Annotated in this window: 20 protein-coding genes and 1 riboswitch; of the genes, 5 read left to right on the top strand and 15 right to left on the bottom strand. The window is 33.2% G+C overall.

Translation table 11 applies throughout. The annotated features are described in order from the left end of the window. The first annotated feature begins 67 nt into the window (after positions 1-67). Positions 68-829 (top strand): MurR/RpiR family transcriptional regulator, encoded by a 762-nt coding sequence (locus ACW5YJ_RS04770; protein WP_107551831.1) that lies wholly within the window; start codon positions 68-70, stop codon positions 827-829. Between the two features lie 292 nt (positions 830-1,121). On the opposite strand, the gene ACW5YJ_RS04765 is transcribed toward ACW5YJ_RS04770, so the two are convergent. From ACW5YJ_RS04765 to ACW5YJ_RS04725, 9 genes are all read right to left on the bottom strand, one after another. Then, complete coding sequence (locus ACW5YJ_RS04765) at positions 1,122-1,628, bottom strand: SRPBCC family protein (protein ID WP_017722843.1); 507 nt, start codon at positions 1,626-1,628, stop codon at positions 1,122-1,124. A 427-nt stretch (positions 1,629-2,055) separates the two neighbouring features. Then, complete coding sequence (locus tag ACW5YJ_RS04760; protein WP_457338543.1) at positions 2,056-3,348, bottom strand: Na+/H+ antiporter NhaC family protein; 1,293 nt, start codon at positions 3,346-3,348, stop codon at positions 2,056-2,058. 111 nt (positions 3,349-3,459) lie between these two features. Continuing rightward, a riboswitch (SAM riboswitch) is annotated at positions 3,460-3,560 on the bottom strand. A gap of 151 nt (positions 3,561-3,711) precedes the next feature. Then, on the bottom strand, positions 3,712-4,323 hold the full coding sequence (locus ACW5YJ_RS04755) for a flavin reductase family protein (RefSeq protein WP_017722841.1): 612 nt from the start codon (positions 4,321-4,323) through the stop codon (positions 3,712-3,714). Positions 4,324-4,455: 132 nt separating this feature from the next. Then, positions 4,456-5,337: an SDR family oxidoreductase gene (locus tag ACW5YJ_RS04750; RefSeq protein ID WP_171915004.1), complete on the bottom strand. Its 882-nt coding sequence runs from the start codon at positions 5,335-5,337 to the stop codon at positions 4,456-4,458. A gap of 78 nt (positions 5,338-5,415) precedes the next feature. Then, positions 5,416-6,546: an amidohydrolase gene (locus tag ACW5YJ_RS04745; RefSeq protein ID WP_017722839.1), complete on the bottom strand. Its 1,131-nt coding sequence runs from the start codon at positions 6,544-6,546 to the stop codon at positions 5,416-5,418. Then, positions 6,546-7,736, bottom strand: coding sequence for a SulP family inorganic anion transporter (locus tag ACW5YJ_RS04740; protein ID WP_017722838.1), 1,191 nt, complete (start codon positions 7,734-7,736; stop codon positions 6,546-6,548). The genes ACW5YJ_RS04745 and ACW5YJ_RS04740 overlap by 1 nt, the downstream gene beginning before the upstream one ends. A 556-nt stretch (positions 7,737-8,292) precedes the next feature. After that, a complete protein-coding gene (gene hutI / locus ACW5YJ_RS04735; RefSeq protein WP_107551830.1) occupies positions 8,293-9,531 on the bottom strand; it encodes an imidazolonepropionase in 1,239 nt (412 codons plus the stop codon). After that, positions 9,531-11,192 (bottom strand): urocanate hydratase, encoded by a 1,662-nt coding sequence (gene hutU, locus ACW5YJ_RS04730; RefSeq protein ID WP_457338542.1) that lies wholly within the window; start codon positions 11,190-11,192, stop codon positions 9,531-9,533. The genes hutI and hutU overlap by 1 nt, the downstream gene beginning before the upstream one ends. 37 nt (positions 11,193-11,229) lie before the next feature. Then, the gene (locus ACW5YJ_RS04725; protein ID WP_017722835.1) at positions 11,230-12,504 is read right to left on the bottom strand and encodes a YjiH family protein; all 1,275 of its coding nucleotides are present in this window, start codon (positions 12,502-12,504) and stop codon (positions 11,230-11,232) included. A gap of 139 nt (positions 12,505-12,643) precedes the next feature. On the opposite strand from ACW5YJ_RS04725, the gene ACW5YJ_RS04720 reads away from it, so the two are divergent. Next, positions 12,644-13,519, top strand: a complete 876-nt coding sequence (locus ACW5YJ_RS04720) for a LysR family transcriptional regulator (RefSeq protein ID WP_017722834.1) — start codon at positions 12,644-12,646, stop codon at positions 13,517-13,519. On the opposite strand, the gene hutG is transcribed toward ACW5YJ_RS04720, so the two are convergent. Further along, complete coding sequence (hutG, locus tag ACW5YJ_RS04715; RefSeq protein WP_107551827.1) at positions 13,509-14,438, bottom strand: formimidoylglutamase; 930 nt, start codon at positions 14,436-14,438, stop codon at positions 13,509-13,511. The genes ACW5YJ_RS04720 and hutG overlap by 11 nt on opposite strands. 254 nt (positions 14,439-14,692) lie before the next feature. Here hutG and sdpC point away from each other — a divergent pair, with 254 nt between their 5' ends. Then, a complete protein-coding gene (gene sdpC, locus ACW5YJ_RS04710) occupies positions 14,693-16,087 on the top strand; it encodes a peptidoglycan release complex CPBP-like subunit SdpC (RefSeq protein WP_135091799.1) in 1,395 nt (464 codons plus the stop codon). 138 nt (positions 16,088-16,225) lie between these two features. On the opposite strand, the gene ACW5YJ_RS04705 is transcribed toward sdpC, so the two are convergent. Beyond that, on the bottom strand, positions 16,226-16,912 hold the full coding sequence (locus ACW5YJ_RS04705; protein ID WP_182477201.1) for a ribose 5-phosphate isomerase A: 687 nt from the start codon (positions 16,910-16,912) through the stop codon (positions 16,226-16,228). Between the two features lie 159 nt (positions 16,913-17,071). Between ACW5YJ_RS04705 and ACW5YJ_RS04700 the strand changes: the two genes are divergently transcribed. Continuing rightward, positions 17,072-17,737 carry an MOSC domain-containing protein gene (locus tag ACW5YJ_RS04700; protein WP_135092051.1) on the top strand — a complete coding sequence of 222 codons (666 nt, stop codon included), beginning with the start codon at positions 17,072-17,074 and terminating at the stop codon, positions 17,735-17,737. A 121-nt stretch (positions 17,738-17,858) separates the two neighbouring features. On the opposite strand, the gene ACW5YJ_RS04695 is transcribed toward ACW5YJ_RS04700, so the two are convergent. The 3 genes from ACW5YJ_RS04695 to ACW5YJ_RS04685 all read right to left on the bottom strand — a co-directional run bounded on the left by ACW5YJ_RS04695 (position 17,859) and on the right by ACW5YJ_RS04685 (position 21,563). Continuing rightward, on the bottom strand, positions 17,859-18,869 hold the full coding sequence (locus ACW5YJ_RS04695; RefSeq protein ID WP_107551825.1) for an aldose epimerase family protein: 1,011 nt from the start codon (positions 18,867-18,869) through the stop codon (positions 17,859-17,861). Positions 18,870-19,429: 560 nt separating this feature from the next. Further along, positions 19,430-20,671 carry an ABC transporter permease gene (locus ACW5YJ_RS04690; protein ID WP_017722828.1) on the bottom strand — a complete coding sequence of 414 codons (1,242 nt, stop codon included), beginning with the start codon at positions 20,669-20,671 and terminating at the stop codon, positions 19,430-19,432. Beyond that, positions 20,664-21,563, bottom strand: coding sequence for an ABC transporter ATP-binding protein (locus ACW5YJ_RS04685; RefSeq protein WP_119614532.1), 900 nt, complete (start codon positions 21,561-21,563; stop codon positions 20,664-20,666). Before ACW5YJ_RS04685 ends, ACW5YJ_RS04690 begins: the two co-directional genes overlap by 8 nt. A gap of 239 nt (positions 21,564-21,802) precedes the next feature. On the opposite strand from ACW5YJ_RS04685, the gene ACW5YJ_RS04680 reads away from it, so the two are divergent. Continuing rightward, positions 21,803-23,419 carry a ribulokinase gene (locus tag ACW5YJ_RS04680; RefSeq protein WP_457338541.1) on the top strand — a complete coding sequence of 539 codons (1,617 nt, stop codon included), beginning with the start codon at positions 21,803-21,805 and terminating at the stop codon, positions 23,417-23,419. Between the two features lie 101 nt (positions 23,420-23,520). Here ACW5YJ_RS04680 and ACW5YJ_RS04675 read toward each other — a convergent pair whose 3' ends face one another. Then, positions 23,521-24,222 (bottom strand): DUF805 domain-containing protein, encoded by a 702-nt coding sequence (locus ACW5YJ_RS04675; RefSeq protein ID WP_017723205.1) that lies wholly within the window; start codon positions 24,220-24,222, stop codon positions 23,521-23,523. Positions 24,223-24,332: the final 110 nt, after the last annotated feature.

Raw genomic sequence — 24,332 nt, 5'->3', positions numbered from 1 at the left:
AATTTTGTATAATCAGATTATATTTTCAAAATGTGAAAATATTTTCATGAAGTGTGAGGTGATAAATTTGTTTTTAGATGAACGTGTTAATACTAATTTTAATAAATTAAATGAAAATGACTTACATATTGCACATTTTATTAATACACATATCCTACAATGTAAAACGATGAAAATACAAGAATTAGCAGAACACACACATGCATCTAACGCCACCATTCATCGTTTCACTCGTAAGTTAGGCTTTGATGGTTATAGTGATTTTAAATCTTATTTAAAATTTGAAACCGAACAATCACATCAATTACCTTCAGATTCAATAGAAGGTTTTAAACAAGAAATCGAAAATACTTTCACTTATTTAGAAAGAATCGATTATGACCTTATTACAGATAAAATTTACGAAGCAGAAACCGTTTATTTATATGGAACTGGACTAGCCCAAATGAATGTGGCTCAAGAAGCACAGCGTATATTACTAACGATACATAAAAGTATTATCGTACTTCATGACGTACACGAATTTAAAATGGTATTGAATAAAACAACACCAAAAGATATCTTTTTTATCATTTCTCTTTCTGGTGAATCAGAGCAGTTAACAGATATCAGCAATTTATTACAGTTGCGTCAAAAATATTTTTTCTCTGTAACCACTTTAAAAGATAATACCCTTGCTCAAAAAGCAAATTATAATATCTATGTATCTAGTAATACATTTTACTTAGCTGATGGTATAGATTATTCAAGTTTTATTAGTTACCATATTTTCTTCGAAACCTTATTACGAAAATATAATGAACGTAAAGTAATAGGCGAACTGTATTAAAATACAGTGCCCAACTATTGTCTTATTCGCCACGTTCAAATAACCGTATTGGAGTTTGAATAATTATGCTAAATTTGTTAATAATAGCAAAAGCTCCCTCTAAAGATTGTCACATTTAGTGATTACTTTTAAAGGGAGCATTATTTATTTTAAGTGCTGATTGAGCAAAACATATAAAGAATTTACTTTGATACAGGTCTGAATTTTATTCAAACTTAGATAATATTACCAGGATTGAAATAATCCAGTAAAATCATATCACCCCGTGTAATTTCTATATCAGCGAACTATTTTATAAATTTGCTTCAAACTCTTCAAGCGTTAATTGTAGTTTGTCAAATAACATTTCAAACCCATGTGCCGTTGAATCATGATATTCTTTCTTCTTCTGTTTATATTCTAAAGATGTTAATCTTCTTTCTCTCGGTACAAAAGCAATATAATTGAAAATCATTTGCGTAATGCCTGGTTCTCTTTCGAATATTTCAACTTCTATCGTATCTTCTGAATCACTTAATTCTGGCATACCAATTGTCATGACGAGATATTCATAAGGAGTTAATGAAGCAAATCTACCTTGTACTATATTCTCCTTACCTTTACGAACATCAACAATTTTGTATTTACCATTTTGTTCAGCAGCTACTTCAATAGTTTTATTTGTTCTTTCAGTTGTCATAAACCATTGTTTAAGAAAACGTTGGTCTGTCCAAGCTTGGTATAATAATTCAGGTTCTACTTTAAATAACCTTTCAAGACGAATTTCAACATTCTCATTTTCTACATTGTATTTTCCCACGATCGATTGTTCACCTACTTTCACTCTTATTACTATTCTAACGCATTACACTATACTTCTAAACAATTATCAAGTAAATATAGTGATGTTCTTTAATATTTATAAAGCTTTAACAACCTCATTTTATCGCTATTAGTCAGGAAACGTCAAAACTTTCATTTTCATTGAATATTATACCAAATAAACTTCACATTTATCTTAGCATATTCTGTTAACATACTGCTTATTTAAAATAGCGAATGAGCCCGGGACATTCGTACATCCCGGACTCAAATTTAATCTAGATTATAGTCTATTGCTATTAAATAACACAATGAATATCAACAATTTTCAACTGTTATCTAATCATGTTTATTAACATATAACTCCACTACTCTATTTAGAACTTAAAAATCATTGCCCAACTTGATATTGCAATGTATCTTAATTACTTTTTATCTAATCTAGGTAACCTAAAGAAAATTGCTACAAGTCCACAAACGCCTAGTATCATTGGATAAATTGAGTAAGGCACTAATTCAAATGGAGATATAGACGCCACACCTGCAGCAGCAATCAATTGAGGACTATATGGCAGCATTCCTTGGAAACAACTCGCAAACATATCTAAAATACTAGCTGATTTACGCGGATCCACATCATATTCCTCTGAAATATCTTTTGCTAATGGTCCTGCCATTAATATAGAAATAGTATTATTTGCTGTTGATATATCTGCAACACTGACTAAGCCAGCAATACCTAATTCTGCACCACGTTTAGATTTCACTTTACTGCGCACAAAATTTAATAGCCAAGTAATACCACCATTATGTTGAATCAAAGCTACTAAACCACCAATGAGCAATGCAATAATCGCTATATCTTCCATACCGATAATACCTTTAGATATAGAACTTAATAAACCTGTCCAACTAAATGAACCGTAGATTAATCCGATAATTGCAGAAAGTACAATGCCACCGATTAATACGATAACTACATTTACACCTATTAATGCTAAAATAAGCACAAATAAGTATGGAATTACTTTAATAAGGTCATAATCATAACTTTTATTTGCATCTATATGTGCACCATTTGTTAAAAACCAAAGAACAATAATAGTAAATATCGCGCCAGGCAAAACAATCTTTATGTTCACCTTAAATTTATCACTCATTTTCGTTTTCTGAGTACGTACTGCAGCTATCGTAGTATCAGAAATCATTGATAAGTTATCACCAAACATAGCTCCACCAACAACAGTAGCCATTGTGATAGCTGCCGAAACATCTGTAGCCTGACTTAAACCAAAACCAACTGGTGCTATAGCAGCTACCGTCCCTACAGACGTACCCATTGATAAAGATACAAACATACATATTATAAATAGTCCGACGATAATTAAATTTTCTGGTATTAATGATAACCCTAAGTTAACCGTCGACTGCACGCCACCCATATCTTCAGTCGTTTGAGAAAAGGCGCCTGCTAATAAGAAAATTAACATCATTAAAATAATATTGGAATGTCCTGCACCTTTTGTAAAAACTTCAACTTTTTTATGAAATGATCCTTTTCTATTTAACGCTAATCCAACAATAGAAGCTACTAATATAGCTACATTCAGTGGCATCGTAGTAAAGTCGCCTGTACTAATACCCACACCTAAGAACATACCAACAAATACGATTAAAGGTATCAAGGCCCATGCGTTACCTTTTTTTGTCTCCTCCATACATAACCAACTTTCCTAAATATTAAAACAGAACTCAACCTTCTGTTATTTGTAAGTCCTAAAAATAAAAAAACTCTTTCTAAATTAAGAAGAAAGAGTAAACTTGATTCATTCTTATCTTCTAGCATGAATTATGCTACTGGATTTGGCACACGCATCATCATGTTGCCGAAGTATCATCGGGCCAGTCCCTACACTTCTCTTGATAAGTTATTATTTTATTTTATTACAGTACAGTATTAATTGTAATTCGTCAAATATGGAATTGAACAGAAAACAATTTAACAAACGATTTCATTATCTAATCCCTTCAACATCTATTATTTCAATAGAGCTTATGTTATTTATTTAATCGCTTTATATTTACTTCATAGGACGTTCGATAGTAAATTTATTACCTAAAGAAGCATAATCATTACCAGCTAAACGAGCTACAGCACTAAGTGCGTCAACATCTATTTTACTATCTTCAAAATAAACTGATTCATCAATATGAAACATAACTACTTCACCTATAATTAAATCAGATCCTTCTTGAGAGTCACCTAACGGAATAATTCTATCTAACTTACATTCCATTCGAATTTTAGCTTGTTCGATACCAGGTACTGCAACTAATTCAGAGTCAACACAATTAAGACTTGTTCTTTCTAATTCATTTTGGTTACGGGCCAAAGGGGCTGCTGTATGGTTGATTTGTTCGACTGTAGCTTCATCTGTAATATGTACTACAAATGATTCCGTTTCCTCAATATTTAAAGAAGTGTCTTTCCGCTTCCCTGCAGAACGACCTGTAGAAATCATAATCATTGGTGGTGCACTATTAACAACATTAAAAAAGCTAAACGGCGCTGCATTTAAATGCCCATCTTTATCTTGAGAAGTAACAAATGCGATAGGTCTAGGTACCACACTACCACTTAATAATTTATAATTTTGTTTTTTGGTTAAAGCATCTGCTTTAAATTTTTTCATAAATGATTACCTTACCTTTCAAAAATAAGGAGGAAGGATATCAATATATCCTTCCCTCCTTATGCTTTGTATCACCGAGACATTGAAACACTAATAGTTAAATTAAATTGCTGCCTCGTTACTTCATCAATTCTAATCTAATTGAGTACCACCTGTCACGCCATAAACTTGGCCTGTAGTATAACTTGATTCCTCAGCTGCTAAATGTACATACACGCCCGAAAGTTCAACCGGTTGCCCTGCTCTACCTAGCACTTCTTTTTGGCCAAAAGTCGGAATTTTAGATTGGGGCTGTCCACCAGAAATTTGGAGTGGTGACCAGAATGGACCTGGTGCTACACAATTTACACGGATTCCCTTGCTACCTAATTCTTCAGATAAGCTCTTGGTAAGTGAAATGATAGCTGCTTTGGAAGCGGCATAATCATGTAAGATAGGGCTCGGATTATAACCTTGTACAGATGAAGTCAGTGTAATCGTTGCGCCAGGTTCTAAATAATCAATTGCTTTTTGAACTGACCAAAAAATAGGATAAACATTTGTTTCGAATGTCTCAGTAAATGATTCAGTATCAAAGCCTTTAAGGTTGTTTCTATATTGTTGGTGTCCTGCTACAATTGTTACATTATCTAATCCACCAAGTTTGTTATAAGCTGTTTCAACTAAATCATAGTTAAATTGTTCATCGCGTATATCGCCTGGGATTAATACAGCTTTACGTCCTGCTGCTTCAATCACTTGTTGTACTTCTTCAGCGTCCACTTGCTCAGCAGGTAAGTAATTAATTGCCACATCTGCTCCTTCTTTAGCATACGCTATGGCAGCAGCTCTACCGATAGCAGAATCCCCACCAGTAACTAAAATTTTATAATCTTTTAAACGCCCATAACCGATATAAGTTGTTTCACCACAATCAGGCTTAGGGTCTAATTTATCCTGTAAACCTGGAACGTCTTGTTCTTGTTTCGGGAAATCTTCACTTGAGAATTTTGTTCTAGGATCTTGTCCTGGCATATGCAAACACTCCTTATTTTAAAGAATATGCTTATGCATACCCTAATTTTTAAAGTTTTAATACATCATTCAAAGATTCTATTTAGATTGCTCGTTTAAAAGTTTTTGTATAAAACTTAAGAAATACTCAGGTACTTGTTCTAATATACGCTCATCTGGATCATATTTAGGATGATGCAGATCATATTCACTATTAGAACCAATAAACACAAATACACTTGGATATTTATTTGAGAAACCAGAAAAATCTTCTCCAATCGTTAATGGTTGATCCATAATACTCACATTATAACCAACCTCTTTAGCAATCTCTATTGCGTCTTCTGTTAATTTTTCATCATTAACAACCGCACCTGGTAAACGATGATATAACGTTTCAATTTCAACACCAAATGCTTCTGAAAGGCCACTTCCAATTGCACGCAAGCGTTCTTCGATATAATTACGTTTCTCTTCGTCAAAACTTCTCACTGTACCTTGAACATAGGCTTCATCGGCAATCACATTCCATGTATTACCACTAGACACTTCACCAATAGTAACGACTCCATTATCAAATGCTGATAAGTTTCTACTAACAATAGACTGCACGCTATTAATTAATTGTCCTAATACAATAACTGGATCATTACCTTGTTCAGGTTTGGCAGCATGTGCTCCTACACCTTTAATTTTAAATTCAAATCGATCTACAGAAGAAGTAATAACTCCTGATTTTACTGCAAATTCACCAATGTCTAATGTAGGGTAATTATGATAACCTAATACTGCTTTAGCACCTTCTATCGCACCTGTATCAGTAATATGATATGCTCCATAACCTAGTTCTTCAGCAGGTTGGAATATAATGCGTACGCGCCCAGTTAATTGCGATTCAATTTCTTTCAATTTTGTCGCTACTGCAAGTATGCTTGCCATATGAATATCATGTCCACAAGCGTGCATCATACCTTCATTAGTGGATGTAAATTCATGTACAACTTGCTCTTTAATAGGCAGAGCATCTATGTCTGTTCGAACTGCTACAAAATGTTCACCTTGACCAACCTCTGCTACTAAGCCAGTTTCTAATGGTAGGTCTAAGATTGTAATCTCATATGATTCTAAAATTCTTCTTAATCTTTTTGTTGTCTCATATTCTGCATCTGATAATTCTGGATACTGGTGAAAAGTTCTTCTCCAATTTATGTAATCTTCATATTGTGGCATTATATGTCACACCCTTTCTTATTTTTTAAGTGCAAAATGAGGTAGTAACAAATTGTTACAATCACTACACCCGCAGCCAAATTATTCGTTATTAATATAATCGCCATCGTTAGTATTACTATACAACCATTAAAAATCGGTGCTTTTTTAACAAATGATACAGTTCTTCTATCAAATGTATTTAAAGATATCGTTATTAATACGGTCGCTAATACCGCCATAGGTATCTGACCAATAATACTTCCAAATACAAATAAACTAAAAAGTAGAAAGCTGCCAGTAATCAAAGTTGAAACTCTCGATGTTGCTCCCATACTTAAATTAAATTTTGATTGTCCCACTAATGCGCTACCACCATATCCACCAAACAATCCTACAATAAAGTTTGCAATACCTTGACCAATTGACTCTTTGTTTTTATCACTAGGCGTATCCGTCACAACGTCCATCATTCGTGCAGTTAAGGTTGTTTGTACAACAGCAACAATAGCCATTGTTAATCCATAAATAAAAATAATAAATGTATTTTCTAAATCATACATCATTTTAGGTAAACTAATAGTTGTCAAATGTACATGTATAGAGGCTAAATTATGAACATATTGTATATCTGGTTTAATTAACCAAGCAGCAAAGGTTAAGACAATAATTGAAACTAAAGGTGCAGGTATGAATTTTATATATCTTTGCGCCAACCAAATAATTAAAAATGAAATTAACACAAAAACATAAGTAGTATTAGAAATTTGAAATATATTATCAAGCTGAGATGTGAATAGTAGTACTCCAAGTGCATTCATAAATCCTATGACAACGCCTGTAGGAATATAATCTAATAGTTTATTTGTATGACAGTAACCAAATATAATTTGGATTAATCCCATAAAAATTGTAGCTAAAATCACTGCTTGTATGCCATGACTAGCCATAAGTGGTGCTACAACTAAAGAGACACCACTACTTGGCGCTGAAACCATTAAATTTCTATTGCCTGTGAAACTAATGACAATCATCATTAATCCAGTACTCAACATACCTATTATTGGGCTCACGCCTGCGATAAAAGAAAATGCGATAGCACCTGGCAAAAGTGCGAGCGCTATTAATATACCAGATAGTACATTCGGAATGATATTACCTTGCCATTGTTTGATATAATCAGTTCGTGTCACGCCGAATGTCACCTCCATATGTTCCTCTTGTCACATGGTATCATAATTGTCGAAATATTTTATCAATTCTGTTTATCAAAATATAAAATTATCAACACCTGAGCTCTTGCTCATGTGTAAGAACCACTAACTCAATAATTTGAGAAGTGAACTTTAGGCCACCTGAGCGCTTGCTCATGTGTAAGAACCACTAACTTTCTTAAGTGGAACGCATGAGTATATACTCATGTGTAAGAACCGCTTCAATTTCAAAAGCGGAGCACCTGAGTAAAACTCATGTGTAAGAACCACTATCTTAATAAATTAAGAAGTGGTTCTTTAGAGAAGTGGACTTGGACCGCCTGAGCGCTTGCTCATGTGTAAGAACCGCTTCAATTTCAAAAGCGGAGCACCTGAGTATAACTCATGTGTAAGAACCACTATCTTAATAAATTAAGAAGTGGTTCTTTAGAGAAGTGTCTTGGGCCACCTGAGCTCTTGCTCATGTGTAAGAACCACTAACTCAATAAATTGAGAAGTGGTTCTAAAAAATCTGGGACATCAAAAGATATCCCAGACTGATAGAAAAATTATATTAACCTTTTAATTGAATTTTATTATCTACTAATACTTTGCCATCTTTAATTACTGTTTCTGCATGGTTAATACCGTAATGATACGGGATATATTCATGGTTAGGTGCATCCCAAATTACAATATTTGCTCTATCTCCTTCATTAATTGTTCCAGCATCTACATCTATTGCTTTTGCAGCATTTACCGTTACCGCATTCCAAATTTCATTTGGTGATAGTTTTAATTTTAGCGCAGCAATAGACATTACAAGTTGTAAATTGTTGGTAACACAACTACCAGGGTTAAAATCTGTTGCAATTGCAATCGCGCCATCATTATCTAGCATGCCTCTTGCATCTGCATATGTTTCTTTACCTAAATAAAATGTTGTTCCCGGAAGTAATACAGCTACAGTATCACTTTGTTTTAATTTTGCTTTACCTTCTGTACTTGAAGCAACAAGATGATCTGCAGAAATTGCACCTTCATCAATAGCTAACTCGAGTCCACCTAATGGATCGATTTCGTCAGCATGTATTTTCACATCAAATCCTAATGCTTTAGCAGCTTGCATATATTTTCTTGATTCCTCGATAGTAAATACACCTGTCTCACAAAATATATCAGCAAAATCTGCGTACGGTTTAACTTCAGGTAACAAATCAATCATTTCTTCCAAGAATGCTTGATTTGATTGCGCATCTTTAGGAACTGCATGAGGTCCTAGGAAAGTATGCTTCATATCTAAATTGTATTTATCTGCTAAACGATTAGATACGCGTAACTGTTTCAGTTCGTTTTCTTTATCTAAACCATATCCACTCTTACTTTCTACAGCTAACACGCCATGCTCAATCATAGTTAACAGATTCTTCTCTGCCTTTTCAAACAATTCGTCTTCAGTAGCCTTGCGAGTCGCTTCAACAGTAGATAAAATACCTCCACCTTGTTCAAGAATTTCTAAATATGAAACACCTTGCCTTTTAAGTGACATTTCATGTTCACGTGATCCTCCGTGCACAAGATGTGTATGAGCTTCAACAAGTGCCGGTGAAACTACTTTTCCTGTTGCATCAATAATTTCATGCGCTTCATAATCATCAGTATGATTACCTGCATAAACTATTTTGCCATCTTTTACAACGACAGTTCCGTTTTCAATGATATTTAGCTCATCTAATTCTTTTCCTTTTAATGGACGTTCAGTTGATTTTGGTAAAATAAGTTCTTTTATGTTTTGAATGATTAAATCGTTCATTATTTGTCTCCTTTACCTGTAATCATTGGGATTTTTATGCCTTTTTCTTTTGCAACTTCAATTGCAGATTCATATCCAGCATCAGCATGTCTCACTACACCCATACCCGGATCCGTAGTAAGTACACGTCCTAAACGTTTATCTGCGCGTTCAGAACCATCTGCAACAACAACCATACCAGCATGTAACGAATAACCCATACCAACACCACCACCGTGATGGAATGAAATCCATGAACCACCTGCTGCAGTATTGATTAATGCATTTAAGATTGCCCAATCACCAACAGCATCAGAGCCGTCTTTCATTCCTTCAGTTTCTCTGTTTGGGCTTGCAACAGACCCTGAGTCTAAATGGTCACGTCCAATAACAATTGGTGCAGAAATTTCACCGTCACGTACTAATTTATTTAGCGCTAATCCCATTTTGGCACGTTCTTCGTATCCTAACCAAGCAATACGTGATGGTAAGCCTTGGAATGCTATTTTATCTTGAGCTAAATCTAACCAACGAATTAATTTTTCATTGTCTGGGAAGATTTTTCTCATTTCCTCATCAGCACGCTCAATATCTTTAGGATCTCCACTTAAAGCTGCAAAGCGGAAAGGACCTTTACCTTCACAGAATAACGGGCGAATATACGCAGGTACAAATCCAGGGAAATCAAATGCATTTTCTAATCCATCATTAAATGCCACTTGTCTAATATTATTACCATAGTCAAATGCAACAGCACCATTTTTTTGGAATTCAAGCATATATTCAACATGTTTTCTCATAGAAGATTGAGATTCTTTAACATATTGTTTTGGATCTTTATCACGAATTGCTTGGGCTTCTTCCAACGAATAACCCTGTGGTACATAACCATTTAGTGGATCATGGGCACTTGTTTGGTCCGTTACGATATCAATTTTAAAACCTTTATCTAAAATGGCTTTATGTGTATCGACGGCGTTACCTACTAAACCAATAGAAAGTGGTTCACCTTTACCGCGTGCTTCTTCAGCTAAACGTAACGCTTCATCTAAATCATGTGTTTTCACATCACAATAACGTGTTTCTATACGCTTATCAATACGTGTTTCATCAACATCTACGCCAATGACAACACCACCGTTCATTGTAACTGCAAGCGGTTGTGCGCCACCCATACCCCCTAATCCAGCAGTTAGTGTTACTGTACCGTTCAATTTACCATCAAAATGTTGATTGGCAAGTTCACCAAATGTTTCATAAGTGCCTTGAACTATACCTTGAGAACCAATATAAATCCAACTGCCTGCCGTCATTTGTCCATACATCATAAGTCCTTTTTTATCTAATTCGTTAAAGTGATCCCAATTTGCCCATTCTGGAACTAATACCGAGTTAGAAATTAATACACGTGGCGCTTCTTCATGTGTTTTAAATACAGCAACAGGTTTACCTGATTGTACTAACATTGTTTCATCTGATTCTAATGAACGTAATGTGTCTTCAATAGCTTCAAATGCGTCCCAATTTCTAGCTGCTTTTCCTATACCGCCGTATACTACCAAGTCTTCTGGACGTTCAGCTACTTCAGGATCAAGGTTGTTATATAACATTCTTAAAACTGCTTCTTGTTCCCAACCTTTACACTCAATATCTAAACCTTTTTTTGCTACTATTTTTCTCATGAAAGTCACTCCTTAATTTAATAAAATTTTCCTTTGTTTAAAATATCCATAATGCAAATGGAATAGTAATAAGCAATGTGAATATCACTCTTTCAAACCATATTATTACTAGTTTACCGACTGATATTTTAACTTCCGTCGATAGAATTACTGGCACTACACTTGAAAAGAATATAATGGCTGAAACACTCATGACTGCCACTGTAAATCTTGTCGCTAAATCTGCACTTTGAGCTATTGCTGCTGGCAATAACATCTCTACTATAGAGATTGTTGAAGATTGTGCTAAAACCGCAACGTCACTTACAGGAAATATACTTATAATCGGATAAAAAATGTAAGAAATATATTCAATAATTGGTGTATATTCCGCGATGATTAATCCTAAAAATCCTATCGACATGATAGATGGTAAAATAGCAATCGTCATTACTACACCGTCACGCAAATTCTCTATTACATTTTCTATCAAAGTTTGCGAATTTTTGACAGCTATCTTAGCTTCTAACCATGATTCTTTTAATAATGGCATATCTCTACGAATTTCTTCTTTGTACGGTTGGCCTTGATACGTCGTTGTCTTTTCTGTTCTTATAGGTGGGATTTGTACCGTTATTGCAGTCACAATAAAAGTCACTGCTAAAGTAAACCAAAAATAAAGGTTCCAGTATTCTATAATACCTAATGTATTTGCTACGATAATCATAAAAGTAGCAGATACCGTCGAGAACCCAGTTGCAACTACTACTGCCTCTTTGTGCGTATATCCCCCATCTTTATATACTTTATTTGTAATTAATAAACCTATCGAATAGCTACCTACAAACGAAGCAACAGCATCTACAGCTGATTTTCCTGGAGTTTTAAAAATAGGTCTCATTATCGGTCTACAAATAACACCAATAAATTCCAGTAATCCAAATCCTATTAAAAAGGATAAGAATATTGCACCTATAGGAATTAATACGCTTAAAGGTATTGCCAACTTCTCATATAAAAATGGTCCAATACTTTCTATTAATACAAAATCAGGCCCAAAATCAAATACCACCATAAAAGCAATTAATACCCCTATGACTTTAAATAAACTAAAGACTATATCTGTTTTAGACTTATTCCATTTCTTATTGATAAATGGATGTGCTGCTCCAATCAATATTAAAATCAATACATAGTACGGTAAAATTGGATTAAGCAATTTCGATATCCACTGTACGATATGATCAATCATAATCGTTGATTGACCGCTAATAGTAATTGGTACAAAGAAAAATATAATACCAATAAGACTATAAACGAAAAATTTCCACATGTACTTCACGCCCCTTACATGAAAGTACGCCTCCCTCTATATTTCACAGTATAGTATGTTATTATATAGACTACCAATATAAATAAACTAATTATTAATAACTTAAAACTATAAATAAAATTTTAGAGGTGTTTAAGATATGAAGATTGTTCAATTAGAATATTTTGTAGCAGTAGTAAAATACAATAGCTTTACGAAAGCAGCTAATTTTTTACATATTAGTCAGCCATCACTGACTACTACGATAAAAAAGATGGAATCAGACTTAGGTTATGATCTATTTACGCGAACTACTAAAGATATTAAAATCACCGAAAAAGGTATCCATTTTTATAACTATGCTTTACAACTCATACAAAATTATCATCAAACAATTGAGAAAATGTATGATCTCAATATGGGACATGTGCCTAAAATCAAAATCTCTATTTTAGAATCTACAAATCAATGGATTTCTCAAGTGTTGGCAACACATAAAAAGCACAACGCAGACCAGACCTATCTAATTTCAGAAATTCATGATCAGACTAAGATTATAGAATTACTTATTAATTTCGAAAATCATCTCGCTTTCACAAACGAGCAAATCATTCATGAAGATATAACTTCCATACCATTGTATGAAGAGTCTTATGTATTAATCACACCAAAAAATGCATTTCCATATAAACGAACGACATCAATTACGTCTTTACCGCTTATTTTGCCTACGAAAGGTTCCCAAGTGCGTAAACATCTTGATGACTATTTTAACCGAATGAATATGCATCCAAATATAGTTATTGAAGCTGATCGCTTCGAAGCGGCAACCAACTTTGTCCATAGAGGATTGGGCTATGCAATTATTCCACGCGTTTATTATCAATCTTTTAACGCACGAGACTTAGATGCAATAGATATTCGTCCGATGTTAAGTCGCTCTATTTACATCAATTATCTAAAAAAAAGAAAGCACTCTGAACGCGTGCTTTCTTTCATTGACCAATGTATAAACTATTGGAATTTTAAAGAATAAAATGGTGGAAGAAATTTGCTGATAATTTGGCTGTTCTATTATCGACATCATATTTAGGATTAGTTTCAGCAATGCTTATTGTTGAAACTTTTTCATTCGGTATAATACGTTTTGATAGTTCGAGTACAACATGTGGAAATAAGCCTAGAACACCGTTAGCACTTACACCTGGTGCAAATGCACTATCAATAACATCCATACATATCGTAAACATGATGACATCATGATCATGAATAAAACGTTCTACTTTATCCTTAATTGGAGGAGAGATTTGATGCAGTAATTCTTCCGAATAAACATAACCGATACCTTTAGTTTCAGCATAATCAAATAATGCTTGTGTATTACCGCCTTGTTGGATACCTAATACAAGATAATCAACATTTTCGTCCTGTTCTAATATTTGCCTAAAGCTTGTACCAGATGTGGAACCTTCTGCTTCTCTCGTATCAAAATGAGCGTCTATATTGATAACACCAATCGATGCTTCTGGATAAGCTTCACGTGTTCCCAAATACTGCGCATATGCGATATCATGTCCACCCCCTAGCAGGAATGTTTGCTTATGTCTTTTAATCGATTTGGCTACGAAATGGGCGTACTCTTCTTGTGTTTCTTCTAAAGTTTGATGGTCATGTTCTACATTACCATAATCATATACGTTACATTTTCTAGTTACTGGTAAATTAGCAAACACTTTTTTAATTGCATCAGGCCCATCTTTAGCACCTGTTCTGCCTTTATTAAGTTCGACCCCTTTATCTACTGCATAGCCTAATAAACCTACACCTTGACGTGTTTCATTGTAGTCGTCCTCAATATTGCGAAACTGTATCGTTTGAAAATGTCTAAATTGCGATTCATCTGTTTCACTATCTATTCTGCCTGTCCAAAGATCACGTTGTGCTAGTTTATACATAATTCTCCTCCTTTAATTACTTAACTACCACTTAAAGTATACGCTTACATTTTAACCAATTCAATTTATAATTATCTTTACCCAATTGCCCACATGATAATTTAAAAATTTGTCAAAAATTATTTCAATTAGATGTTAGATAATGTAAAACTATTACATTTCAATGATAAATCTTTAATTTAATTTATTTCTCGACTATAAATATGTATAATTAAGAACGAATGATTTTCCGAAACCCTATTGGAGGTTACATAATGAATACAAAACGTATACCTGGTTTTCAATGGGCAATGATGATATTTATTTTCTTCATTATAGCCTATGCATTACCGATTATACTTAAAGATTTTCAAAGTACAGTACCATTTAAGAGCTTTGTCTTTGACATGAGTACCTTAGCGCCATTAATTGCTACTATAATTTGTCTTATCGTTTTCAAACAAAAGCGTACGCAATTAGCGAGCTTAAAACTCACTATTGATTTAAAAGTAATCGAACGTGTCATTTTAGCACTTGTGTTACCATTACTTATTTTTATCATTGCTATGGTAAGTTTTAACATCTTTGCTGATAGTTTTGTTCTATTACAAACAAAAGACTTGTCTGTTTCAATTCTTTCTATCATAATTGGACAAATTGTAATGGCATTCTTTGTGGAACTTGGTTTCCGTTCATACTTACAAAATATCGTTGAAAACAAAATGAATACATTTTTCGCCTCTATTATCGTTGGTTTTATGTATTCTATATGGAACGTTAATATTGCCTTTAGTTTTGATTATGCAATTTATAGTTTCCTTTACTCGTTTGCCTTTTCAATGATTGCTGGGGAATTGATTCGTGCTACAAAAGGACGTACAGTTTATATCGCAACAATTTTCCATGCGTCAATGTCATTTGGCCTTGTCTTCTTATTTAATGAAGAATTAGGTGAAGTTTTTGCTATGAAAGTAATTGCATTGTCTACAGTTGCGGTAGCAGTTGTATACATTTTAATTAATCTAATCATCCGTGTAATTCTTTATTTCTTCACGAAACGAAACTTAGATGAAGTTGAAGAAAACAATTACCTTGATCATGTTAATGAAGATAATCAAAATCATACTGATGACGTTAAGGATAGAGAACATCAAGATGATAACTCTACTACTGTAAATGAGATTAATCAAAATGAGAACAATCAGCAACAATCAATCTCAGACGACTCCGTGGCACACGGTTCGACAACAGCAGTACAAAATCATACTAACGATGACACAACAGCAGATTCTAACTATACAGAAGAGAACACAATTGATACAGAAGAGAACACAATTGATACAGAAGAGAACACAATTGATACAGAAGAAGATAATAGCCATGCTAATATCATTAAAGAAAATACACCTTCTTCTGATTCAAGAGAATCTGATGCAATGGCACATCATAACGAACCACAAGAAGATAATAATAATAAAAATGGTCATACTAATAGTGCTGTTGAAGCATCAACAGAAAAAGCACACCCAAACTCTAAAGATGCATCACTGCGTCAACATGACACGAATGTGCAAGAGACTAAAGCACAAGATGACAACCCAAGCGACAATGACAACAGTAACCAACGCTCACCATTTGATTTAAAGAGTAAACGTGGTCATCGTCGTTAATATATAAAAACATGAGCTAAGACATTAATGTCTTAGCTCATGTTTTTATATATTATGACCATCTTTAATCAAGCATTAAGTACACGAACAATTTTAATCTTTATTATTATTAAAACTAAGTGAAGTGAGAGACAAAAATTATTTATTAATAATTTTAACTCCAGCTTTCGTTCCAATAATTGCTTGATCTGCAACATCTAAGAAATACCCTGTTTCTAAAACGCCTACGAGATGTATTAAATATTCGTGCATTTCGGCAGATTCTATATTTTCATTTAAATCAACATCCAATATATAATTACCATTGTCTGTAATAAATGGTACATCATCTACCATGCGACGTATGACCTTTAAATTATCATATGCTTTTATTTTTTTAGACACGAGCAACCAATTAAATTTATCAACTTCAACAGGTAATTTAAACGTTTGTCCAAGATAATCCACACATTTACTATCATCCGCTAAAACGATAAATCTATCAGCCATGGCATCAATGACTTTTTCCCTAAATAAAGCGCCGCCGCCACCTTTAATCAAATTCAGGTTGTTATCAATCTCATCAGCGCCATCAATAGCAATATCAATTACTTCGACATCATTAACATCAACCACATGTATTCCCAATTCTTTCGCAATTAATGCTGTTTTATTGGAGGTACAAACACCAGTTATATTAATTTGTTCTTGTTCCAGTTTCTCTGCAATTTTTGGGACAAGCAATTCAATTGTTGATCCAGAGCCAATTCCAACAACCATACCGTCTTTGATTTGGTCTAATGCATCATTAAATGTACTTATTTTCAACTGTTTCTTATCCATAATGCTTCCCCTTTTTATACTGTACTTTTATCCTTATTGTACATGAGATTCATTAAAATACATAGTTCAAAAACCATTTTCTAGAGTAAATTATATCTTTACTTGCATATTCATTATATTGTTTTAAAATTATAGTTATTAACTATCTGGAGGTACAAAATGATGATTTATACTTTAGAAGCTATCTCAACAGGTAAAGTTGAAGATTTACCTTATAGTACTAAACGACCAATGCGCTCAGCTTTAAATAAAAAGAAATTTGCCGGTAGCATGTGGCTATCAAAGACTGGATTCGTTGAAGATGAACAAGAATATAAAGATCACGGTGGGCCTAATAAAGCTGTTTGTCTTTACAGTAAGAAAAATTATTCACTGTGGGAACAAGATGTGTCAGTACTTCCAGAATATGCGATGTTTGGCGAAAATATCACTGTCTCTGATTTGGACGAAAAAGATGTACATTTTGGAGACCAATTCAAATTAGGCAATGCGGTCTTAGAAGTTTCAGAGATTAGAGAGCCATGTTGGAAAATTCAAGAAAAGTATAAAATTCCCAATTTAATTAAGCGTATGTCCACTTCTGGAAAAACTGGTTTTTATTTTAGAGTTTTAAAAGAAGGTTATGTTCAAGAAGATTCAAATTTAGAGTTAATTAAACAAGCCAATAACGAAACATTACTTTCAGTTTTTGACTTAAATCAAATCTATTATATTGATAATAAAAATATTGAGCGCTTAACATATGCTTTAAAAAACCCACATTTAACAGAAGAAAGAATATCAAAACTAGAAAGATTTTTAACACGAGCTGAAAAAGCTAAAAAATAATTAAGGGAGCGGGCCGGAAATCAAATATAACATTTGATTTCTAACACTCACTCCCTATTTCTGATTTATAGACTAAGGTAAAATACCTTAATATACCAATCACGACTCATCGTAAACTATATCATTTCTCTGAAATTTTATATGATGTTTTAGAGTAATATGGCTGATTCGCCTCTAATATAGATGGCGCTTTATCTCCAAATAAATTGATATCATTCGGAATACATTGCGTTTCTAAAGTAAAGCCAGAGTGCGCTTTATAAATATTGAAGTCACTTTGCCAACCTGTTGTATCATTAAATGTGAATATAACAATGTTAGGCATGTCTGTTTTAACAGTTAGCAAAAAATGTTTGTTTTCTACAGTCATCTCATTGCCACCTATATCGAACGGATGGTCTACGCCACCAAAACGTTCCATTTGTTCTTTAACTAATGCATCTTCACTATTAAAAATATCCTTAAATTGGATGTTTTGTTCATTAAATATATCTACTAAGTCAATCGGCTCTTTCTTCTCTACAATATTATCTTCATCCAATGTATACATATCTAATTTAGAGCTTGAAATACTATGATTATCAATAACATTGTTGTCTCTATTAAGATTGAAGTATACATGATTCATAGGATTAAACAACGTTTTCTTATTAGATATAGCTCTGTATTCAATCGTCCATTTATGATCAACATCATAAGTGTGAACGACTTCTAAATCTATATCTCCTGGAAAGTAGTCGTCTTCACTTTTTATAACTGTAGTAAAAATCACTTTAACTTGGCCAACTTGCTCTTCAATTTTGTAATCAAAAAAGCGTTTATCTAAACCCTTTGGACCTCCGTGAATATTGTGGGGGCCGTTATTGGCTTCAAGATTGTATTTGTTACCATCTAGTTCAAATGTTGCATTTGCAATTCTACCACCGTATCTTCCAACAGTAGCACCAAAGTTATAAGGGTTTTCAATATAAAACTCATCTGCTTCAACTACATTACCTAGCACAATATTGTTATCGTCATACTTCCATGAAACAATTCTGGCACCATAGTTTGTGAAAACTATTTTCGTGTCTTCATTATCAATTTTAATCAAATCAATACCATTACTTTGACTTTCTACTTTTGCAAACATCCTCAATTACTCCCTTTCAAACCCATCACAGTTCGTTTAATAGCGATAGGTGTTGTCATGAATAAAACATCAATTTCAAATGCAAGCTAAAAATTGCAAAACTTGAGGGCATCAAGTGTATTATTTGGCAATTTAAAGACTTCATTGTATATAGGACTATTACGAAAATAATAACTAAAATCGCTTATAGTCAAACTATACTGTTACACACCCTTTAATCATTGCGCTATTTGACTGTATGCCTTCTTTCATAATTCACGCTTCCCTCAACCATAAATTATGATTTAAACAACCAGTTAAATATATTAAGTTATCAATTGGTATGTATATAAAAAATTTCGCATCTATAACATAAGTCTCTTATATTGTAACAATTTATACAAATAATTAGCTATACTATTGTTGAATTTTATCAAACAATATTGAAAATTGTTATAGTTTTTTCTATTTTTCATGTATTTTCGATTATTTCAATATTATCTGAGTTAAAGCTACTAGATACGGATAAATAAATTTAAGAAGCTAGAACATTTTATGCTCTAGCTTCTTATTTTATTTTATTAATTCTTTTTATTAAAAATGCGTTTCATCGAACTCACAAAACCTTTATCAAAACTTAAAATTGTATCTTTATAACTACGTACTGCAATCCATAATAATACAAATATCGTTATGATTGACAAGCCTACACTAACCACAATTTCCCAAGTCGCAACATCTGGTGTAGATGCTCTAACAAACATAACAAAGGGTGACATAAGCGGAATAAAGCTCACAATTTTCACAAGCAATGTATCTGGATTCATCACACTAAATAATGAGATATAGAAAGCAATCATACTAACTAATGTCATAGGCATTAATGCCTGATTAATATCTTCAATACGGGACGTAATTGACCCGAGGATTGAGGCTAAAATTATATATGAAAAAATACCTATAATCAACGATACAAAACCTACAATAGCTAATTGAAGTGTTAGTTCATTGGGTTCTACTTTAAATCCTTGTAACATATCACTGATGTCAAACGTTAAGAAGCATATCACGCCTACTATTACAAAAATACTAATTTGTGTTAATGCTACTGCAATTACCCCCGCCATTTTAGCAAAGAGATGGGTTACTGGCGATACACTTGTGATAATCATTTCGATGACACGTGACGTTTTCTCAGTTGCAATTTCCATTGCAACTTGACTTGCGTAATTAAATATAATGAAGAACATGAGCATAATACCAAGATAAACGATTGCAGTATTAAAACCTTTTTGCGCTTCGCTTAGATTCGAACTTTTAGCATTATTAGCAATTACTTCCGAGGAGACATCACTTTGGGCTTGTAATTGCTTTAGTTCTCCTTCAGATAAATCTAGACTATTAGCTACCAATTGAGTTTGAATCGTCGATAGTGTTGCCTTTAATTTTTGTTTATCTTGCTCTGAAACAGTATCTTTACTTAAAATTTTACCTGATAACTTTCTATTATCATTTAATTTAATGATATAAGCTTTATCTAATTTTTCGCTTTCCACTTGTGATCTAGCCTGTTTTTCAGATACTTTACTAAATTTCGCGCCTTCATCCAGTTGATGTCCCTGAGACTTTATAACTTTATAAATTTCATCATTAGACGATACTACCCCAACTTTATCTGGACCATCATCAAATAAATCAATAATTTTATTAATATTTGATGCGCCAAGCATTAGAATTATCACTACAGCCGTGAATATCATAAATGATTTAGCTTTCACTTTATTTTTATAAGTTAGCGAAAATGTAGCCCAAAATTTATTCATGAATATCACCTACTTTTGCTATAAAGATTTCATTAAGTGATGGTTCTACAACTTGGAAACGTTTAACAAAGCCATACCGCGTAACAACATCATAAATTTTTTCCGCAATCATTTCTGACTCAATGGTCGCTTTAATTTCTCGTTTATTTCTTTCTACATCTATCACCCCTGTAATAGCATCGATTTCAGGCATTTGATGTTCTGTCTCAATAACTACACGTTTATGACCATGATTTGATTTCACTTCATCAATAGGTCCTGAAACAACAAGTTCCCCTTTATTTAAAATACAGACGTTATCGCAAAGTTCTTCGACATGCTCCATACGGTGTGAACTGTAAATAATTGTTGTTCCTTCATCATTTAAATCTTGAACTGCAGATTTCAGTAATTCCACATTTACAGGATCAAGTCCACTAAATGGTTCATCTAAGATCAATAATTCCGGCTTGTGTAACATGCTTGCTAAAAGTTGAATTTTTTGTTGATTACCTTTAGAGAGAGCTTCAATTTTCTTTTCTCTATTTTCTTTAATGTTAAATCGATTTAGCCAATAATCAATTGCTTCAGTAATGTCTCTTGACTTCATGCCTTTTAACGTAGCCAAATACCGCAATTCATCTTCCACTTTCATCTTAGGATGTAAACCACGTTCTTCAGGTAAATAACCAATACGATTATATAATGATCTATCAATTACTTTATCATTATATGTTATCTTTCCTTCTGTAATTGGCGTTAACCCCAAAATCATTCTAAAGGTTGTTGTCTTTCCTGCTCCGTTTCTACCTAAAAAACCTAACATTTTTCCTTTTTCTAGCGAAAGTGAAATATCATTCACAGCAGTAAAATTTTTATATTTTTTCGTGACATGTTCAATAAGTAATGACATGACATACGGGCCCCTCTCTTTTGAAATTACTTTAGTCACATCATACCATTTATTCTATTACACATACATTTTAAATATTAAATTTTATAAAGGTATAACATTTATTTTCAACAAAATGTATCACTCAATAAAACTCACAATGTCCTTAGCTTTACATTAAATAATGTAAGCACTATCATAAACTTAAATAAGGACTTCATACTTATTGTTCACCAATAAAAAATAGGAGGCATAGCAACATGACTTATAGTATCGGCATCGATTATGGCACCGCTTCAGGTAGAGTGTTTTTAGTGGATACATCTAATGGAGAAATTATCTCTACCTATATAAAAGAATATTCACATGGCACCATCTCCGAATCTTTAAACGGTAACCCCTTACCACATAACTATTTTTTACAACATGCTGAAGACTATACTTCAATTTTAGAAGAAGGCGTTAAACATGTATTAGACGATAGTAATATTAAACTAGATTCTGTTATTGGTATCGGCATTGATTTTACAAGCTGCACAATTGTGTTCTTAGACGAAGACTTCAAACCATTACATCTTAACCCTGAATTACAAGATAACCCACATTCTTATGTGAAATTATGGAAACATCATGGTGCACAAGATGAAGCAACACAAATGAAAGAAGTCAGCGATGAAATAAATCCATCCTGGTTGGATTATTACGGACATAGTGTTAACAGTGAATGGATGATACCAAAAATATTAGAAGTTAAACATAAAGCGCCCGAAATATTAAACCAAACTTCTTATATAATGGAAGCGGGCGATTACCTTGTAAGTTTACTTACCGATAAAAATATTCGCTCAAATTGTGGCATTGGCTTTAAAGGCTTTTATAATGAAAAAGATGGCTTTAATTATGATTTTTTTGAAGCTGTAGACCCAGAGCTACCTGAAATTGTAAAAAACAAATGCGAAGCCCCTGTAGTACATATCGGTGAAAGTGCCGGTAATCTGAGTTTATTTTATCAACAATTGTGGGGCCTCTCTGCCAATGTTGAAATATCACCTTATATCATTGATGCTCATTCAGGTGTATTAGGCGTAGGTGCAATCGAACAAGGTGAATTTACGCCAGTAATTGGGACAAGTACTTGCCACCTTATGTTAGACCCTAAACAGCAACCTATTCCTGCGATAACTGGTTCTGTAAAAGATGCAATTATCCCTGGATTATATGCATATGAAGCTGGACAAGCTGCAGTGGGTGATTTATTCAATTACGTTGCAGAACTCGCACCAAAAGCAATTGTAGATCAAGCTGAACAACAAGGATTTTCTATTTTTGAATACTTAGAAAAACTTGCTAGCGAAATAGCCATTGACGAGCAACATGTTACAGTGCTTGATTGGCATAACGGCAATCGTAGTATTTTGAGCGATAGTCATTTAACTGGAAGTATTTTTGGCTTAACTTTACAGACACCTTATGAAATGATCTATCGTGCCCATATCGAATCAACTGCATTTGGTACTAAAATGATTATGCAACAATTTGAAAATAATAATATTCCGGTGCACACGGTATATGCTGCTGGTGGCATTCCAATTAAGAGCAATCTCTTAGTTGAAATTTATGCAAACATACTTAATAAAGAAATTGTAGTCATTGATTCAAGCAACGCTACTGCTTTAGGAGCTGCAATGTTAGGTGCAAATGTAGGTGGTGCATATGCATCATTAAAAGAAACTGTGCAACAAATGAAGCAACCTATATATTATCGTAAACAGCCAGAACCAGAAAAAGTAAAACAATATGAACTACTATTCCAAAGATATAAGTCATTACATGACTTATTAGGTAAAACACACCCCAAACTTTCATATATTGATTAGTAATTTTAGTATTATATAATAAGGATAGGAGTCTGAGACATCAATGGATGTCTCAGACTCCTATCCTTATTTCTATATTCAAATACATAACTAACTATACTTTAATATTTAAAGTCATCTTGTTTGTTTTCTTGCTTTTTACTTTCATCAAATGTCTTAACATCATGTTTAAATTGTTGTGAATGACGGTCATCATTTTGAACAGTCTCAGTATTGAATGAATTTGAGTGATTACTTTGCGTATGGTCTGAAGATTGAATATGTTGCCCATATTTATGACTACTGCCATATTTATTGGTTTTTCTTTCACTATCCAAACATGCAATGACAATCATATAAATACCTAATCCTAGATTAAGCAATCCAAAGACAATAAGAATAATACTAGTTATTATATTTGTTTCATTCGGATCATTTTTCTCAATAACAAAATTAACCACATTAGCAATCAATGAGATTCCCAAATAAACTAACGGCATGACCATTGTTCTACCTGTATCATGGAACCTTCTTATTAATATGGCCCAGTTCGGGATAAACGTAGCTATAGAATAAATACACGCATATATTATACTTAATAGTAATAAAAGCACGCTTAGCCCTATTGTAGAATCAGCAGTCCCAGAAGCACTTGCTAAAAGCATAAAAAGACCTGTAAATCCTATTACAATTGCAGGCGACAAGAAAATAATATGCCATAATACCATAAACCAATATTCGCTTCTACGGGACCGACCAGTAAAGTTAACATAGTTTTTCCAATATAATTTAAGCGCTTGTCCAAAACCTATTTTCCTCTCCATAATCTCCCTCTTTTCAATTTCATTTGTTTAAGATAAGATTTATTTTGTACTAGATTTTGATAGGTCATATGAAAAACCTATTAACCTTATCATAAAATAGTGTAACAAAA

The organism is Staphylococcus sp. mip270_02, from assembly GCF_054031535.1.
This window is presented reverse-complemented; position numbering and strand designations above follow the sequence as displayed.

Coding starts and splice junctions, on each gene's coding strand:
- ACW5YJ_RS04755 (WP_017722841.1), bottom strand. CDS start 4,323: ATGAAAAAATTTAAAGCAGATGCTTTAACCAAAAAACAAAATTATAAA.
- ACW5YJ_RS04720 (WP_017722834.1), top strand. CDS start 12,644: ATGAAGATTGTTCAATTAGAATATTTTGTAGCAGTAGTAAAATACAAT.
- ACW5YJ_RS04725 (WP_017722835.1), bottom strand. CDS start 12,504: ATGTGGAAATTTTTCGTTTATAGTCTTATTGGTATTATATTTTTCTTT.
- hutI (WP_107551830.1), bottom strand. CDS start 9,531: ATGAACGATTTAATCATTCAAAACATAAAAGAACTTATTTTACCAAAA.
- ACW5YJ_RS04745 (WP_017722839.1), bottom strand. CDS start 6,546: ATGCCACAATATGAAGATTACATAAATTGGAGAAGAACTTTTCACCAG.
- sdpC (WP_135091799.1), top strand. CDS start 14,693: ATGAATACAAAACGTATACCTGGTTTTCAATGGGCAATGATGATATTT.
- ACW5YJ_RS04700 (WP_135092051.1), top strand. CDS start 17,072: ATGATTTATACTTTAGAAGCTATCTCAACAGGTAAAGTTGAAGATTTA.
- ACW5YJ_RS04740 (WP_017722838.1), bottom strand. CDS start 7,736: ATGGAGGTGACATTCGGCGTGACACGAACTGATTATATCAAACAATGG.
- ACW5YJ_RS04690 (WP_017722828.1), bottom strand. CDS start 20,671: ATGAATAAATTTTGGGCTACATTTTCGCTAACTTATAAAAATAAAGTG.
- ACW5YJ_RS04685 (WP_119614532.1), bottom strand. CDS start 21,563: ATGTCATTACTTATTGAACATGTCACGAAAAAATATAAAAATTTTACT.
- ACW5YJ_RS04675 (WP_017723205.1), bottom strand. CDS start 24,222: ATGGAGAGGAAAATAGGTTTTGGACAAGCGCTTAAATTATATTGGAAA.
- hutG (WP_107551827.1), bottom strand. CDS start 14,438: ATGTATAAACTAGCACAACGTGATCTTTGGACAGGCAGAATAGATAGT.
- ACW5YJ_RS04680 (WP_457338541.1), top strand. CDS start 21,803: ATGACTTATAGTATCGGCATCGATTATGGCACCGCTTCAGGTAGAGTG.
- ACW5YJ_RS04760 (WP_457338543.1), bottom strand. CDS start 3,348: ATGGAGGAGACAAAAAAAGGTAACGCATGGGCCTTGATACCTTTAATC.
- ACW5YJ_RS04695 (WP_107551825.1), bottom strand. CDS start 18,869: ATGTTTGCAAAAGTAGAAAGTCAAAGTAATGGTATTGATTTGATTAAA.
- ACW5YJ_RS04750 (WP_171915004.1), bottom strand. CDS start 5,337: ATGCCAGGACAAGATCCTAGAACAAAATTCTCAAGTGAAGATTTCCCG.
- hutU (WP_457338542.1), bottom strand. CDS start 11,192: ATGAGAAAAATAGTAGCAAAAAAAGGTTTAGATATTGAGTGTAAAGGT.